Below are 14,555 nucleotides of genomic sequence, written 5' to 3'. Positions count from 1 at the left end.
GTACTCCTTGACGTCTTTGGGCGTCTTCAGGCTATCGGGCGACAGCCGCACCTCGGGCGTCGGATCAGTCGCCGCGCACCTCGCCCGCGACGAGCATCAGGTGGGTGCGCGCGGCGGCTTCCGCCGCCTCCCCGTCTCCGGCGGCGATGGCGGTGGCCGTGGCGACGTGCGCCTCCAACGTCCCCTCGTGCGGCACGGCGGGAGTGAGTCCCCGTGATGACCGCCCCTCGAGGATCTCGCGCACGGGTTGGGCCATCTGCGACAACAGCGCGTTGCCGCTCGCCGCCAGGAGGGCCGAGTGGTAGGCCACGTCAGCCGCTAGATAAGCCTCCGAATCGCCCTCGCCCCGCCCGCCGCGCTCGCTCAGCTCGTTCGCCCAGCGCACCAGCTCGGCGCGCTGTTCGGTGGTCGCCCGCTCCGCCGCGAGACGCGCCGCCGCGGGCTCGACCGCTGCCCGCAACTCCATCAGCTCGATCAGTTGCTGGCGTCGGCGGGGGCCGTCCAGAGTCCACTGGATCACCGAGGCGTTCAGGCTGTTCCACTGCGAGCGGGGGAGAACCGTCACGCCGACGCGCCGCCGGGACTGCAGCAGTCCGTGACTCTCCAACACGCGCACCGCTTCGCGGACCACGGTGCGTGAGGCGGTGAACTCCTCCTCGAGGCCGGCCAGGGTGAGCACGGTGCCGGGAGCGATCACCTCGCCGGTGATGCGTCGGCCGAGCTGCTGCACGACGTGGCTGTGCGAACCCTGATGCGTTCGACCGACCATGGCACTCCCCTTGCAAAAGTACTATTTATCTGAAAACCTAGCCTCGGTTCGCTGACGGACCCGCTTCGGCGGTCCCACACTACGAGCCCGCCGCCGCTCCAGGCCCGGAGACGGCGTGCGCGCACCCCCTCGAATTCAACGGAGAATCCCCATGGAAGAGTGGACTCAGACACTCGGTGCCCTCCCGCTGCTCGGTATCGCAGCAGCGGCGATCGCGGTCATCCTGTTCCTCGTCATCGTCGTGAAGCTGCACGCGTTCCTCGTGCTGGTTCTGGTATCCCTCCTCACGGCGGTGGCCACCGGCATCCCCACCGGCGAGATCTCGGGCGTGCTCATCTCGAGTTTCGGCGGCACACTCGGCACGGTCGCGCTCCTGGTCGGGCTCGGCGCGATGCTCGGCAGCCTCGTCGAATCGAGCGGTGGTGCCCGCGTCCTCGCCGACAAGATGGTCGACATCTTCGGTGAGAAGCGTGCGGCGTTCGCCCTCGGTATCGCCTCCCTCATCATCGGCTTCCCGATCTTCTTCGACGCCGGCCTGATCGTGATGCTGCCGATCGTGTTCGCCGTCGCGCGCCGCATCGGCGGCAAGAACCTGCTGCTCTACGGCATCACCTCGGCCGCCGCCTTCTCGGTGATGCACGTCTTCCTGCCGCCGCACCCGGGTCCGGTCACCGCGACGGAGTACTTCGAAGCCAACCTCGGTCTCGTGCTGCTCATCGGTATCCTCATCGCGTTCCCGACCTGGTACGTCTCGGGATACCTCTGGGCCAAGTCCGTCAACAAGCGCATCCCGCTTCCGGTGCTCGCGCTGTTCGGTCGCCCGGAAGACGACGTCCAGCCCACGAACCCCCCGAAGGCCGGAACGGTCATCGGCGTCATCGCGGTGCCCCTCGTGCTCATCTTCCTCAACACCGGCCTCGACGCGCTGGGCTCCCTCGGGGTCGTCGACCCCGACGCCGTCTGGGTGCAGGCGCTGACCCTCATCGGCACCAGCCCGGTCGCGCTGTTGATCGCGGTGCTCGTGGCGCTCGTCGTGCTGGGTCGCGCTCGCGGCGAGAACGGCAGCGCGCTCGAGAAGATCGTCGAACGATCGCTCGGACCGATCTGCTCGGTCATCCTGATCACCGGCGCGGGCGGGATGTTCGGTGGCGTCCTTCGCGCCTCGGGCATCGGCGACGCCCTCTCGGGCACCCTGAACGATCTCGGTCTGCCCGTCATCTTCGCCGCCTACATCATCGCGCTCGTCCTGCGCGTCGCGCAGGGTTCGGCGACGGTCGCGCTCGTGACCTCGGCGGGGCTGGTGGCCCCGGCCGTGCTGAGCGGAGGATTCAACCCCGTCGAGGTCGCTGCGATCACGCTCGCCGCGGCCGCCGGCTCGGTCTTCGCCGGCCACGTCAACGACTCGGGCTTCTGGCTCGTCGGTCGCCTCTTCGGAATGGACGTGAAGACCACCCTGAAGACCTGGACCGTGCAGCAAGCCCTCGAGTCGGTGATCGGCTTCGTGCTCGTGCTCGTCGTCTATCTCATCGCCCAGCTCTTCTGATCGGAGAGATCCCATGAAGAATCTCTTCGATCTGTCGGGCAAGACCGCCCTCATCACCGGTTCCTCGCGCGGACTCGGTCAGTCCCTCGCTCTGGCGCTCGCGGGCGCTGGAGTCGAGGTGACCCTGCACGGTCGCGACGCGGCCGCGTTGGCAGCATCCGCCGACCTCGTCGCCGAGATCAGCGGCCGACGTCCGGCCTCCGTGCAGTTCGACGTGACGGAAGCCGGCGAGGTCGAGCGCGTGCTCGGCGAACTGGTCGCGGAGCACGGCGTTCCCGACATCCTGGTCAACAACGCGGGCATCCAGCGGCGCGCGCCGATCGCGGAGTTCGCGATCTCGGATTGGGACGCGGTCATCGCCTCGAACCTCTCGAGCGTCTTCTACGTCTCGCGCTTCATCGTTCCGGGGATGATCGAGCGCGGCTCGGGGAAGATCGTCAACATCGCCTCGGTGCAGTCCAAGCTCGCTCGCCAGACGATCGCGCCCTACTCCGCCAGCAAGAGCGGTGTCGCCTCGCTCAGCAGAGGGATGGCCGCGGACCTCGCCCGGCACAACATCCAGGTCAACACGCTGTCGCCCGGGTACTTCGCGACCGAGATGAACGCCGCCCTCGTGGCCGACGCGGACTTCACCGCGTGGGTGCAGCAGCGCACCCCGGCCCAACGGTGGGGCCAGCCGGAGGAGCTGCACGGCACCCTGCTGTATCTCGCGTCCGCGGCGAGCGACTTCGTCAACGGGCAGAACATCTTCGTCGACGGCGGGATGACCTCGGTCGTCTGAGCGCACCCGCCGCGTTCTCGGAAGGAGCGATCGTGCACACGGTCTTCATCAACGGCAAGCTCGACCTCGACCGTGTCGAGGTCGACGTCCCCGATCCGCAGACCGGGCAGGTGCGGGTGCGCGTCGACTTCGTCGGCATCTGCGGCTCCGACCTGCACTACTACTTCGAGGGCGCCAACGGGGCGTTCACCGTCACCGAACCTCTGACGCCCGGCCACGAGCTGTCGGGCCGTGTCGATCTCGACCCGAGCGGTCGGCTCGCCCCGGGCACCCCGGTGACCGTGCACCCCGCACGGTTCGGGTCGCCGGTCGCCGGCATCGAGGGCGAGCCGCACCTGTGGCCGGGCGGTTCCTACCTCGGCAGCGCCTCGACCCGCCCGCACACCCAGGGCGCGATGAGCGACTACCTCGTGGTGGAGTCGGACATGATCCGACTTCTCCCCGCCGCTCTGCCCGTCCGGCGCGCGGTCCTGGCCGAACCTCTCGCGGTGTCGTTGCACGCCGTCGCCCGCGCCGGCTCCGTCGCGGGGGCGCGCGTGCTCGTGTCGGGAGCCGGGCCGATCGGGCTGCTCACGGTGGCTGCGGCCCGCGCTCACGGTGCCGCGCACATCACGGTGTCGGACGTGCTCGACGCACCGCTCGAGCGGGCTCGGGGGGTGGGCGCGGACGCGGTGATCCGGGTGGATCAGGATGCTGCAGCCGAGGCGGCGTTCGACGTCGTCTTCGAGTGCTCGGGTGTGCCGGCGGCGATCTCGGCCGCCCTGGTGGCCGTGCGACGCCGCGGCACCGTCGTTCAGGTCGGGATGGTGCCCGGCGAGCCACGGCCGGTGAACCTCGCCCCCCTCATCTCGAAGGAGGTCTCGCTCGTGGGCGTCTTCCGCTTCCATGACGAGATCGACGAGGCCGTTCGCCTGCTCGTCGACGAACCAGGAATCGAGGCCGTGATCACCCACGTCCTCCCGGTGGACGACGTCGAAGCCGCGTTCGTCCTCGCCAAGGATTCCGCGACGAGTGGAAAGGTCGTCGTCGCACTCTCGGGCGATGACCCCCTGAGCTGAGAGGATCGGCGCATGTCCGACGCAGCATCCCTGGTCATCGGCCTCGATCTCGGAACCACCAGCACCAAAGCCGTGGCTTTCGCGGTGGACGGCACGCAGGTCGCGACCGCCTCGCACGGGTACTCCCTCGACACCCCCCACCCGGGGTATGCCGTGCAGGACCCGGAGGCCATCCTCGCCGCCGCCCTCGCCGCGACCGCCGACGTCGTCGCGGCGGTGGGAGCCGAGCGGATCGCCGGCATCTCGTTCTCCTCGGCGATGCACAGCCTGCTGGCGCTCGACGCGCTGTACCGCCCGCTGACACCCGTCGTCACGTGGGGGGACACCCGCGCCGACGTGCAGGCCGAACGACTGCGCGCCCGCGTCGGCGGCCTCGAGCTGCACCGCCGAACAGGGACGCCGCTGCACCCCATGTCGCCGCTGCCCAAACTGCTCTGGTACCGGGAGGTGGAGCCGAAACTGCACGAGTCGGCCGCGTTCTGGGCGGGGATCAAGGACTGGGTGCTCGTGCGCATGTGCGGCGCGCTCGTCATCGACCACTCGCTGGCCTCGGCCACCGGGCTGATGAACATCCACACGCTGGACTGGGACGACGAGGCCCTCTCGATCGCGGGGGTGTCGCCGGAGCAGCTGCCCGAACTCGTGCGCACCCGGCACATTCTGCCGAACCTCACCGAGGAGGCCGCCCTCGCGACCGGCCTTCCCGTCGACACGCGCGTCGTGGTGGGCGCGGGTGACGGCCCGCTGGCGAACCTCGGGATCGGTGCGGTGCGCCCCGGCGTCGCGGCATGTTCGATCGGCACGAGCGCCGCGCTGCGGGTCGCGGTCGACAAGCCCGCCGTCGATCCGCAGGGCGGGGTGTTCTGCTACGCGCTCACCGAAGACCGGTGGGTCATCGGCGGCGCGATCAACAACGGCGGCGCGACGCTCGAGTGGGTACGCCACCTGCTCGCCCCTGAGCTCGGCGACGGCGACGAGACCGAACTGCTCGAACTCGCGGCACGCGCGCAACCCGGGTCGGGCGGACTGCTCATGCTGCCCTACCTGCTCAGCGAACGCGCGCCGCACTGGAGCGCCCTCCCGAAGGGCGCCTTCATCGGCTTGACGCGCGCCCACTCGCGCGAACACCTCATCCGGGCGGCCCTCGAGGGGGTGTGCCTGCAACTCGCTCTCGTGCTTCAGTCGATGCGCGATGCGGGCCTCGAGATCACCCAGGTGCGAGCCACGGGCGGCGCGACCAGCAACCCGCTGTGGCGAGAGGTGCTCGCTTCGGCACTCGACATGCGCGTCGACTTCGCCGAGGGGCAGGAGGGGTCGAGTTTCGGCGCGGCGCTGCTGGGAATGGACGCGCTCGGGCTCATCGCATCCATCGATGTCGCAGCCGACCTGATCCCGATCCAGGACTCGATGTCACCGAACCCGGTCGCCGCCGCCGTCTACCGGCGGATGCAGCCGCTGTTCGCGGAGCTGTACGACCAGCTCGTACCGACGTTCTCGAACCTCCGACGCCTGGCGCAGCTGCTGCCGATCGCCCTGGTAGAGCCCGACTGAGGGTCAGTTCTTGCGGTAGCCCTGACGGCCCATCGACCAGAAGGCGCCGACGATGCCGATGCCGCCGAGCACGGTGATGCCGCCGACGATCCACAGCATGAGGTGGGAGAGGATGTACGCGGTGTCCATGGGGGTCCTTCGTGCGGGATCGAGGGGGCGTCTTCATCGTAGCGGCGTCGCTGGTAGACTCGTGGATCGTACTTCGGCGAGGGATGATCGCCACCCGTGAAGGGTGCGCAACATCCGTGATCGACGCGGTGATGCAGGCCTCGGCTTTCCTCACGCGCTCGCGTTCGAGTCGAATCCAAGACCAGGCATCACCGGGCATATCGCCCGCCAAGACAGCGGGCCATGCGCCCCGAGGAGAATCACATGTCGGAAGACAACAAGGTCCACGCCGAGCTGCGTGAGAACTTCGGCAAGGGCTACGCCCGTCGCCTCCGCGCCGCAGGCAAGATCCCCGCCGTGATCTACGGCCACGGCACCGACCCCAAGCACGTGGCGCTGCCCGGCCACCAGGTCTCGCTGCTCATCCGTCGTGCGAACGCGCTCATCGAGCTCGACGTCGAAGGCGCCACCGAGCTCACCCTGGTGAAGGACGTCCAGAAGGACCCCGTGCACCAGATCATCGAGCACATCGACCTCCTCGTGGTGAAGAAGGGCGAGAAGATCTCCGTCGACGTGCCCATCAACGTCATCGGCGAGCCGGCCCCGGGCACCATCGCGAACCTCGAGGGCGCCACCGTGCTGCTCGAAGTGCTCGCCACCGACATCCCCGAGAACATCGAGGTCAACGTCGACGACCTCGAGGACGGCACGCACGTCACCGCAGCCGACCTCGTGCTGCCCAGCGGCGCATCGCTCGCGGGCGACCCCGAGGCCCTCATCGTCGCCGTGTCGGTGCCCGCATCGACCCTCGCCGCCGAGGAAGAGATCGCCGAGGCCGATGCGGCCGTCGCCGAGGAGCAGTCCGAAGAGTCGGCCGAGGCCAAGGAAGAAGACTCCGAGTAAGCACTCGTACGATGACGAGGGGGCGCCGTGTGCGCCCCCTCGTTCGTTTCGGAGGGGATGTACATGGCGGACGCATGGCTCGTGGTCGGACTCGGCAACCCCGGTCCGCGGTACGCGGCGACGCGCCACAACGTCGGGCAGATGGTGATCGACGAACTCGCCGCCCGTCGCGGCGAGACCTTCAAGGCGCACAAGTCGAACGCCCGGGTGGCCGAGACATGGCTGCGCCCCGGGGGAGCGAAGCTGATCCTCGCCAAACCCAACAGCTTCATGAACGTGTCGGGCGGACCGGTGTCGGCGCTCGCGAAGTTCTACGACATCGCCCCCGACCGGGTGATCGTCGTGCACGACGAGCTCGACATCCCCTTCGACACCCTCAAGCTCAAGACCGGGGGAGGGCACGGCGGTCACAACGGCGTGCGTGACGTCGCGAAGGCCTTGGACACGCCCGATTTCTCCCGCGTCCGGGTGGGCATCGGCCGACCGCCGGGGCGTCAGGACGCCGCGGACTGGGTGCTGGATGCTTTCGGCGCGACCGAGCGCACGACGCTGCCCATCCTGGTGGCCGACGCCGCCGACGCCGTGGAACAGGTGATCGGCGAGGGCCTCGTCGCGGCGCAGCAGCGTTTCCACGCGCCGCGGCCGTAGCATCCGCCCCCACCGCGCGAACGACGACGGCCCCGCCTCCCGGAGGAGACGGGGCCGTCGGTGTGTCAGGTCAGGTCAGGTACGGGCCGGCGCCCGCGGCGAAGCCGGCACCCCAGATGGCGGCGACGATTCCGCCACCGATGACGGCGATGATGATCGCGGCGATCCCCCAACCGCGGCCGCGGTTCTTGACCGCGGCGACGATGCCCTGGATGAATCCCCAGAGGGCGAGGATGCCGAAGATCGCGAAGCCGACGGCGGTGATGACCGCGCCGGAGGCGGCGATCGCCTGAGCCTCGGCCGGCAGGGTGTCGGCGTCGACGGTGCCCGAGGTGCCGGTGTACTCGACGAGGCTGCCGAGCGCGGAGCCGCCCATGTACGCGACGATCGAGCCGATGATGACGGCCGCCAGCGCGACGACGAAGGCCACGAGACCGAGAGTGCGCGATCCCTTCTGCTTCACGTCGGGCTGCGTGCCGTAAGCGGCGGGAGGCGCGGCGGCGTAGGCCCCCGGCTCGGAGTACTGCGGCGCGGCCGGCGGCGGGGTCGAGGCGCCCGGCGCGGGAGGCTGGTAGGCGGGCTCCGGGGTGGGCGGGTTGGTGCTCATGGCATCTCCTCGTGGTCGGCGAGAGGGCGGCAACGAGGCCGCCCGGTCGGCCCGAGTCTAGGGGCGCGCGTGCTCCAGGGTGAGGGACCACGGCCCCCTCGCGCCGCCTCGACGACACCGATATGATCCCCGTCCGGCCGAGCCGCCTCGTACGGCCCGTATGATCTACCGGTGACAGTTCCCGGGATCGTGCGCGCCCTTGAGCAGGATGAATCTTTCCGGGAGGCGTTGGCGGCAGCATCCGTCGATGCGGACTTCTCCCTCGTCGAGGGGCTGCAGGCGCCGGCCATCGCCGGACTGCTCGAGCGCCGGCGTGCGGGCGGCCGGCCCGCAGTCGCCCTCGTCATCGCCCCCACCGGGCGACGTGCCGAGGCGCTCGGCCCCGCCCTCGAGGCCCTCCTGCCCGGTGCTCTCGTGCTGCATTTCCCGGCGTGGGAGACCCTGCCGCACGAACGGCTCAGCCCGAGCCCCGAGACGGTCGGCCACCGCCTCGACGTGCTGCGCCGGATCGCGACGTGGGACGGTGCGTCACCGCTGATCGTGACCGCCTCAGTGCGCAGCGCCCTGCAGCCCCTCGCCTCCGGACTTGCCGATGTCGAACCGATCGAGCTGGCCGCGGGATCGCGCGGCCACGAGCTCGACACGGTCGCCGCCCAGCTGGTGGAGCGGGCCTACCACCGCGTCGACATGGTGTCGCGACGGGGCGAGTTCGCCGTCCGCGGCGGCATCCTCGACGTGTTCCCCCCGGTCGCCGATCACCCCTCGCGGGTGGAGTTCTTCGGCGACGAGGTCGACCAGATCCGCGCGTTCTCGGTCGCGGACCAGCGCTCGCTGCCGGGCGAGGTCGCATCCGTCTCCCTCGTCCCCAGCCGCGAACTCCTGCTCACCGCGGCCGTCCGCGCTCGCGCGGCCGAACTGCGCGAAGAGCTGCCGGCCCTCCGCGGGATGCTCGAGAAGATGGCCGAGGGCATCCCCGTCGAGGGCATGGAGTCCCTCACCCCGGCGTTGCTCGATCGGGTCGTCCCGCTGGTGGAGTACCTGCCCGAGAATTCGGTCGTCGCCCTCATCGACCCGGAGCGGGCGCTGACGCGTGCCTCCACGCTCGCCGACACCAACCGCGAGTTCCTCGACGCCGCCTGGTCGGCCGCCACGGCGGGAGCGGCGACTCCCATCGCCCTCGGGGCCGGTGACTTCCTCTCGCTCGCGGCCCTTCGCGAGGCGGCTCACGAGCGCGGCGACGTGTGGTGGTCGTTCTCGTCCTTCGATTCGGGTGCGGCGGACGCCGCCGACGAGGGCCTGTTCGACGACGACGCCGCGATCCGCGTGCGCGCCGAGACCGTGCCGTCGTTCCAGGGCAACGTCGATGGGGCGACGGCCCACGTCGGCGAGCTGCTCGCGGCCGGGTGGCGGGTCGTGGTCGCCGCCTCCGGAACCGGACTCGTCGACCGCTCGCGCGACGTGCTCGCCGAGCGCGGGATCGCGGCGCGCCGCGTGGAAGAGGTGGACGCCGCCCCCGAGGCGGGCGTCGCGCTGGTCGTCTGCGCCCCGCTCGAGCGCGGCTTCGAGGTGCCCGGTGCGCGCCTCGCCGTCATCACCGAGACGGAGTTCTACGGCCGCACGATCGGCTCGGACAGCCGGGTGGTGAAGAAGCTCGCCTCGCGTCGACGCAACGTGGTCGATCCGCTGCAGCTGAAGACCGGCGACTTCGTCGTTCACGCGACCCACGGGATCGGCAAGTTCGTCGAGCTGTCCCAGCGCGAGGTCTCCAGCGGCGGTCGCAACGCCGTCAAGAGCACCCGCGACTATCTGGTGCTCGAGTACGCGCCCTCGAAGCGCGGGTACCCCGGCGACAAGCTCTACGTGCCGACCGACCAGCTCGACCTGCTCTCGCGTTACGTGGGCGGCGAGTCGCCGACCCTGTCGAAGATGGGCGGCAGCGACTGGGCTCAGGCGAAGGGGCGAGCCCGAAAGGCCGTTCGCGACATCGCGGTGGAGCTCGTGAAGCTCTACAGCGCCCGGATGGCGGCGAAGGGCCACGCCTTCGGGCCGGACACCCCGTGGCAGCGCGAGCTCGAGGAGGCGTTCCCGTTCGCGGAGACGCCCGACCAGCTGCAGACGATCGATGAGATCAAGGCCGACATGGAGAAGCCGATCCCGATGGACCGGCTGCTGTCGGGCGACGTCGGCTTCGGCAAGACCGAGGTCGCGGTGCGAGCGGCGTTCAAAGCGATCCAGGACGGCAAGCAGGTCGCGATGCTGGTTCCGACGACACTGCTCGTGAAGCAGCACACCGATACTTTCACCGAGCGGTTCGCGGGCTTCCCCGTGAAGGTGCGGGCCCTCTCGCGCTTCCAGACCGACAAGGAGGCGCGCGAAGTGGTCGCGGGCCTCGCCGACGGCACGCTCGACATGGTCATCGGCACGCACCGCATCCTCACCGAGAAAGTGCAGTTCAAAGACCTCGGCCTGATGATCATCGACGAGGAGCAGCGCTTCGGCGTGGAGCACAAGGACTCGCTCAAGAAGATGAAGACGAACGTCGACATCCTCGCGATGAGCGCGACCCCCATCCCGCGGACGCTCGAGATGGCCGTGACCGGGATCCGCGAGATGTCGACCCTGCAGACCCCGCCCGAGGACCGGCATCCGATCCTGTCGTACGTCGGCCCCCGCAACGACAAGCAGATCGCCGCCGCGATCCGGCGTGAACTCCTGCGCGAGGGACAGGTCTTCTACGTCCACAACCGGGTGCAGTCGATCCAACGCGTCGCGGCCGATCTCGCCGAGCTCGTGCCGGAGGCCCGTGTCGTCGTGGCGCACGGTCAGATGGGCGAGCACGCGCTCGAGCAGGTCGTCGACGACTTCTGGGAGCGGCGCGCCGACGTGCTCGTGTCGACCACGATCATCGAGACCGGCCTCGACATCGCGAACGCGAACACGATCATCATCGACCGTGCCGACAAGTACGGGCTCTCCCAGCTGCACCAGCTGCGCGGCCGCGTCGGTCGCGCTCGCGAGCGGGCGTACGCCTACTTCCTCTACGACGAGCAGAAGCCGTTGTCCGAAACGGCCGCCGACCGGCTCGAGACCATCGCGGTCAACAACGACCTCGGCAGCGGCATGCAGGTCGCGCTGAAGGACCTCGAACTGCGTGGCGCGGGCAACCTGCTCGGCGGCGAGCAGGCCGGGCACATCGCGGGCGTCGGCTTCGACCTGTACCTGCGGATGGTGGGCGAGGCCGTCGCCACCTTCCGCGGCGAAGAGACCGAGGGCTCGACCGAACTCCGGCTGGAGCTGCCGGTCGACGCGCGCCTGCCCGAGACGTACATCGACAGTGAGCGCCTGCGGCTCGAGGCGTACCAGAAGCTGTCGGCCGCAGCATCCGCGACCGCGAAGGACGACGCGATCGACCTCGTCGTCGAGGAACTGCGCGACCGCTACGGCGAGCCGCCCGCCGAGGTCGACGGACTCATCGCCGTCGCGCGCCTGCGCCGTCGTGCCGCGCAAGCCGGCCTCTCCGACGTCGTCGCCATGGGGCCGAACCTGCGCGTCGCTCCCGCCCAGCTGGCGGATTCGATGCGCGTGCGGCTGCAGCGGCTGTACCCGAAGGCCAAGCTCGTGTCGGGCGGCGACGCCATGGTCGTGCCGCTCCCGGGCGAGATCGACGACGCCGCGCTCATCTCGTGGGTGCGTCAGCTGCTCGACCAGTTGTTCCCGCTCGAGAAACCCGCCCCTGCCGCGGCGGAGAGCGCCGGTCAGCCCGCCTGACAGCCCCGTCGGGCTGTTCCCCTGTCACCACCTGCGGGTGCGACCCACCGGTTGCGACAGGGGAGCAGCCCTGGCGAGCGGATCCTGGGGCTCAGCCGGTGTTCTGCAGTCCGGCGGCAACCCCGCTGACGGAGAGCAGAAGGAGGCGCTCCTGTTCCGGATCGCGGGGGGCGGCAGCATCCGCGTCCCGGAGCGACCGCAACGCGCGCAACTGCAGCAGTGAGAGCGCGTCGACGTAGGGGCTGCGCATCTTCACGGCGCGCTGCAGCACGGGCTTGTTGTCGAGCAGGTCGTTGCCGCCCGTGACGCGGATCACCCACGACCGGGTCAGCTGCATCTCGGTCATCACGATCGCGGCGAGGTCGTCGCGGTCACCGAGGTCGAGGTAGCGGCGGGCGATGCGCGCGTCGGCTTTCGCGAGGCTCATCGCGACGTTGTCCACGAGGGTGCGGAACAGCGGCCAGTCCGTGTACGCCTGGCGGAGGCGGTCCTCGTCGCCGACCGCTTCGAGCGCCGTGCCGAGGCCGAACCAGCCCGCGAGGTTGATGCGGGCCTGCGTCCACGCGAACACCCACGGGATCGCGCGGAGGTCCTCGAGCGACTCGACCGACAGTCCGCGTCGGGCGGGGCGCGAACCGAGCGCGAGGTGACCGAGCTCCTCCATCGGCGTGACCGTGGCGAACCAGGGGGCGAAGCCGGGCGCGCGCACGAGCTCGTAGAAGCGAGCACGGGATGCTTCGTCCATCCGCGCGGCGACGTCGGCGTAGCGCTCCGCCGCGATGTGGTTGCGCTCCTCGTTCGAGGGCGCCCCCGCCATCAGCACGGCCGCGGCCACCTGGTCGATGTGACGCATCGCGATCGCCGGATCCCCGTACCGGGCGAAGATGACCTCTCCCTGCTCGGTCAGCTTGAACCGGCCGTCGACGGAGTGCGGGGGCTGGGCGAGGATCGCGGAGTTCGCGGGGCCCCCGCCACGACCGAGGGCGCCGCCGCGGCCGTGGAAGAGCGTGAGTTCGATCTCGTTGTCCCGCGCCCACGCGGCGATCTCGGCCTGCGCCTCGTAGAGCGCGAGGTTCGCGGCGACCGGGCCGACGTCCTTCGACGAATCGGAGTAGCCGAGCATGACCTCGAGGCGGCGACCGGTCGCTTCCAGTCGCGCGGCGACCTCGGGGTGGTGCACGACCTCGGCGAGGATCCCGGGGGCCGCCTGCAGGTCGGCGAACGTCTCGAACAGCGGCACCACGTCGAGCACCGGCAGGGTCGCGCCCTCGCCCATCGCGTAACGCGCCAGGCGGTGCACGGCGGCGAGGTCATCCGCCGAGCGCGTGAACGACACGATGTAGCGGCCGGCGGCGCGCAACCCGAAGCGCTCCTGCACGTACGCGATCGAGCGGAAGACCTCGAGCACTTCTTCGGTCTGCTCGCTGCGCGGTCCGCCGGCCTCGAGCTCGGCCAGCACCGAGGCGTGGACGGCGGAGTGCTGACGCACTTCGAGTTCCGCCAGGTGGAAACCGTAGGTCTCGACCTGCCAGATCAGGTGCTGCAACTGGCCGTAGGCCTGCCGGGCGGCGCCCGCGGCGACGAGCGAATCCTGAACGGTGCGCAGATCCCCGAGCAGCTGCTCGGGTTCGCGATACGCGAGATCGGCATCGCGCGTGCGGGTCGCACTGATCTTGCGGGCCACGAGCAGCAGGATGCGGCGGTGGGGCTCGTTCGGCGACCGCTTCGCGATCTCGACCGCGGCGTCCTCGTCGGCGCCCTTCAGCCGGCGCCACAGCGCGTCGAGGGCCGGGCTCGGCGGTGTCGTGGTCGCATCCAGCGTCAACGCACGGCCGATCCGCAGCGCGGTGCGCTCGAGACCGAGCAGGATGTGCTCGCTCGCGATGCCCGCGGCCTTGCGCGTCACCGAAGCCGTCACGAAGGGGTTGCCGTCGCGGTCGCCGCCGACCCACGATCCGACACGCACGAACGGACGCACGATCGGCGGGTGGGATCCGGCATCCGCCCCCTGCAGGGTCTCGTCGATGCGCCGGTAGACGTCGGGGATCGCGGTGTAGAGCGTCTCGTCGAAGATCGCCATCACCGCGCGCACCTCGTCGGTGGGGGAGGGCTTCTCCGCGCGCAGCGGGGCCGTCCGCCAGAGCGTGTCGATCTCCTCGACCATCGCCGGCTCGCTGCGGCGCGCGTCCGCTCCTTCCGCGACGGCGACGTCGCGATCATCGAGCAGTCCGGCAAGACGACGGATGCTGCTCGACACAGCGCGCCGACGCGCCTCGGTCGGGTGCGCGGTGAACACCGGGTGGAAGCGCAGGTTCTGCAGTCGCGCCAGGGCGGTGTCGGCGCCCACCTCGGCGGACAGCTGCGCGTAAGCGCCGGCGATCGAGTCGGTGGGGGAGTCGCCGCGGCGTCCCTCGCGTTCGCGCAGCGCCCGCACCCGCTGGTGCTCTTCGGCGAGGTTGACGAGGTGGAAATAACAGGTGAAGGCGCGGGCGACCTCGTCGGCGCGCTCGATCGTGAACCCGTCGGCGATCGCCGCGGCGCGCTCGAAGGCCTCCGGCGTCTCGTCGGTGTAAGCCTGGATGGTCGCGGAGCGCAGGTGCTCGACGTCGTCGAACAAGCCCTCGGAGCCGCTCTCGCGCAGCACCCGCCCCAGGAGCGATCCCAGCATCCGCACGTCGGCGCGCATCTGCTCGGGGATCTCCTGCCCGGCCTCGAAACGGCCGACCAGGTCGATGGCCTCGGTGTGGGTCAATTCACGCATTCCCCAACGCTAGCGCCGCCGGATGACGCGCATGTCACACGGCCCCGCCCGCGGCGAC

The 14,555-nt window shown here is 70.4% G+C and carries 11 protein-coding genes; 7 read left to right on the top strand and 4 right to left on the bottom strand.

Translation table 11 applies throughout. The features are described 5' to 3' along the window. Nucleotides 1–64: 64 nt before the first annotated feature. Nucleotides 65–769, bottom strand: coding sequence for a FadR/GntR family transcriptional regulator (locus tag ACFXP5_RS04980; RefSeq protein WP_394527381.1), 705 nt, complete (start codon nucleotides 767–769; stop codon nucleotides 65–67). Nucleotides 770–920: 151 nt separating this feature from the next. On the opposite strand from ACFXP5_RS04980, the gene ACFXP5_RS04975 reads away from it, so the two are divergent. The 4 genes from ACFXP5_RS04975 to ACFXP5_RS04960 are packed head-to-tail and all read left to right on the top strand — an operon-like array spanning nucleotide 921 to nucleotide 5,702. Beyond that, the gene (locus ACFXP5_RS04975; RefSeq protein ID WP_394527380.1) at nucleotides 921–2,312 is read left to right on the top strand and encodes a GntP family permease; all 1,392 of its coding nucleotides are present in this window, start codon (nucleotides 921–923) and stop codon (nucleotides 2,310–2,312) included. A gap of 13 nt (nucleotides 2,313–2,325) precedes the next feature. Further along, nucleotides 2,326–3,093 (top strand): SDR family oxidoreductase, encoded by a 768-nt coding sequence (locus tag ACFXP5_RS04970; protein WP_394527378.1) that lies wholly within the window; start codon nucleotides 2,326–2,328, stop codon nucleotides 3,091–3,093. A gap of 32 nt (nucleotides 3,094–3,125) precedes the next feature. Next, complete coding sequence (locus ACFXP5_RS04965) at nucleotides 3,126–4,151, top strand: L-idonate 5-dehydrogenase (RefSeq protein WP_394543750.1); 1,026 nt, start codon at nucleotides 3,126–3,128, stop codon at nucleotides 4,149–4,151. A gap of 12 nt (nucleotides 4,152–4,163) precedes the next feature. Further along, entirely contained in the window at nucleotides 4,164–5,702 is a 1,539-nt protein-coding gene (locus ACFXP5_RS04960; protein WP_394543749.1) for a gluconokinase, read from the top strand. A gap of 3 nt (nucleotides 5,703–5,705) precedes the next feature. Here ACFXP5_RS04960 and ACFXP5_RS04955 read toward each other — a convergent pair whose 3' ends face one another. After that, nucleotides 5,706–5,831 (bottom strand): hypothetical protein, encoded by a 126-nt coding sequence (locus ACFXP5_RS04955; RefSeq protein ID WP_394527373.1) that lies wholly within the window; start codon nucleotides 5,829–5,831, stop codon nucleotides 5,706–5,708. Between the two features lie 243 nt (nucleotides 5,832–6,074). Between ACFXP5_RS04955 and ACFXP5_RS04950 the strand changes: the two genes are divergently transcribed. Further along, nucleotides 6,075–6,713, top strand: a complete 639-nt coding sequence (locus ACFXP5_RS04950) for a 50S ribosomal protein L25/general stress protein Ctc (protein ID WP_394527372.1) — start codon at nucleotides 6,075–6,077, stop codon at nucleotides 6,711–6,713. Nucleotides 6,714–6,776: 63 nt separating this feature from the next. Then, a complete protein-coding gene (pth, locus tag ACFXP5_RS04945; RefSeq protein WP_394543748.1) occupies nucleotides 6,777–7,361 on the top strand; it encodes an aminoacyl-tRNA hydrolase in 585 nt (194 codons plus the stop codon). Between the two features lie 70 nt (nucleotides 7,362–7,431). Here pth and ACFXP5_RS04940 read toward each other — a convergent pair whose 3' ends face one another. Next, the gene (locus ACFXP5_RS04940) at nucleotides 7,432–7,968 is read right to left on the bottom strand and encodes a hypothetical protein (RefSeq protein ID WP_394543747.1); all 537 of its coding nucleotides are present in this window, start codon (nucleotides 7,966–7,968) and stop codon (nucleotides 7,432–7,434) included. A gap of 171 nt (nucleotides 7,969–8,139) precedes the next feature. Between ACFXP5_RS04940 and mfd the strand changes: the two genes are divergently transcribed. Beyond that, the gene (mfd, locus tag ACFXP5_RS04935; RefSeq protein ID WP_394543746.1) at nucleotides 8,140–11,736 is read left to right on the top strand and encodes a transcription-repair coupling factor; all 3,597 of its coding nucleotides are present in this window, start codon (nucleotides 8,140–8,142) and stop codon (nucleotides 11,734–11,736) included. A gap of 91 nt (nucleotides 11,737–11,827) precedes the next feature. Here mfd and ACFXP5_RS04930 read toward each other — a convergent pair whose 3' ends face one another. Then, nucleotides 11,828–14,497, bottom strand: coding sequence for a phosphoenolpyruvate carboxylase (locus tag ACFXP5_RS04930; RefSeq protein ID WP_394543745.1), 2,670 nt, complete (start codon nucleotides 14,495–14,497; stop codon nucleotides 11,828–11,830). Nucleotides 14,498–14,555: the final 58 nt, after the last annotated feature.

The organism is Microbacterium hanjuni, assembly GCF_043556395.1.
GTDB lineage: Bacteria > Actinomycetota > Actinomycetes > Actinomycetales > Microbacteriaceae > Microbacterium.
This window is presented reverse-complemented; position numbering and strand designations above follow the sequence as displayed.

Bases quoted from the DNA above. Each gene is read 5' to 3' on its own strand.
- ACFXP5_RS04980 (WP_394527381.1), bottom strand. From the start codon at position 769: ATGGTCGGTCGAACGCATCAGGGTTCGCACAGCCACGTCGTGCAGCAG.
- ACFXP5_RS04940 (WP_394543747.1), bottom strand. From the start codon at position 7,968: ATGAGCACCAACCCGCCCACCCCGGAGCCCGCCTACCAGCCTCCCGCG.
- pth (WP_394543748.1), top strand. From the start codon at position 6,777: ATGGCGGACGCATGGCTCGTGGTCGGACTCGGCAACCCCGGTCCGCGG.
- ACFXP5_RS04930 (WP_394543745.1), bottom strand. From the start codon at position 14,497: ATGCGTGAATTGACCCACACCGAGGCCATCGACCTGGTCGGCCGTTTC.
- ACFXP5_RS04975 (WP_394527380.1), top strand. From the start codon at position 921: ATGGAAGAGTGGACTCAGACACTCGGTGCCCTCCCGCTGCTCGGTATC.
- ACFXP5_RS04970 (WP_394527378.1), top strand. From the start codon at position 2,326: ATGAAGAATCTCTTCGATCTGTCGGGCAAGACCGCCCTCATCACCGGT.
- ACFXP5_RS04955 (WP_394527373.1), bottom strand. From the start codon at position 5,831: ATGGACACCGCGTACATCCTCTCCCACCTCATGCTGTGGATCGTCGGC.
- ACFXP5_RS04950 (WP_394527372.1), top strand. From the start codon at position 6,075: ATGTCGGAAGACAACAAGGTCCACGCCGAGCTGCGTGAGAACTTCGGC.
- ACFXP5_RS04960 (WP_394543749.1), top strand. From the start codon at position 4,164: ATGTCCGACGCAGCATCCCTGGTCATCGGCCTCGATCTCGGAACCACC.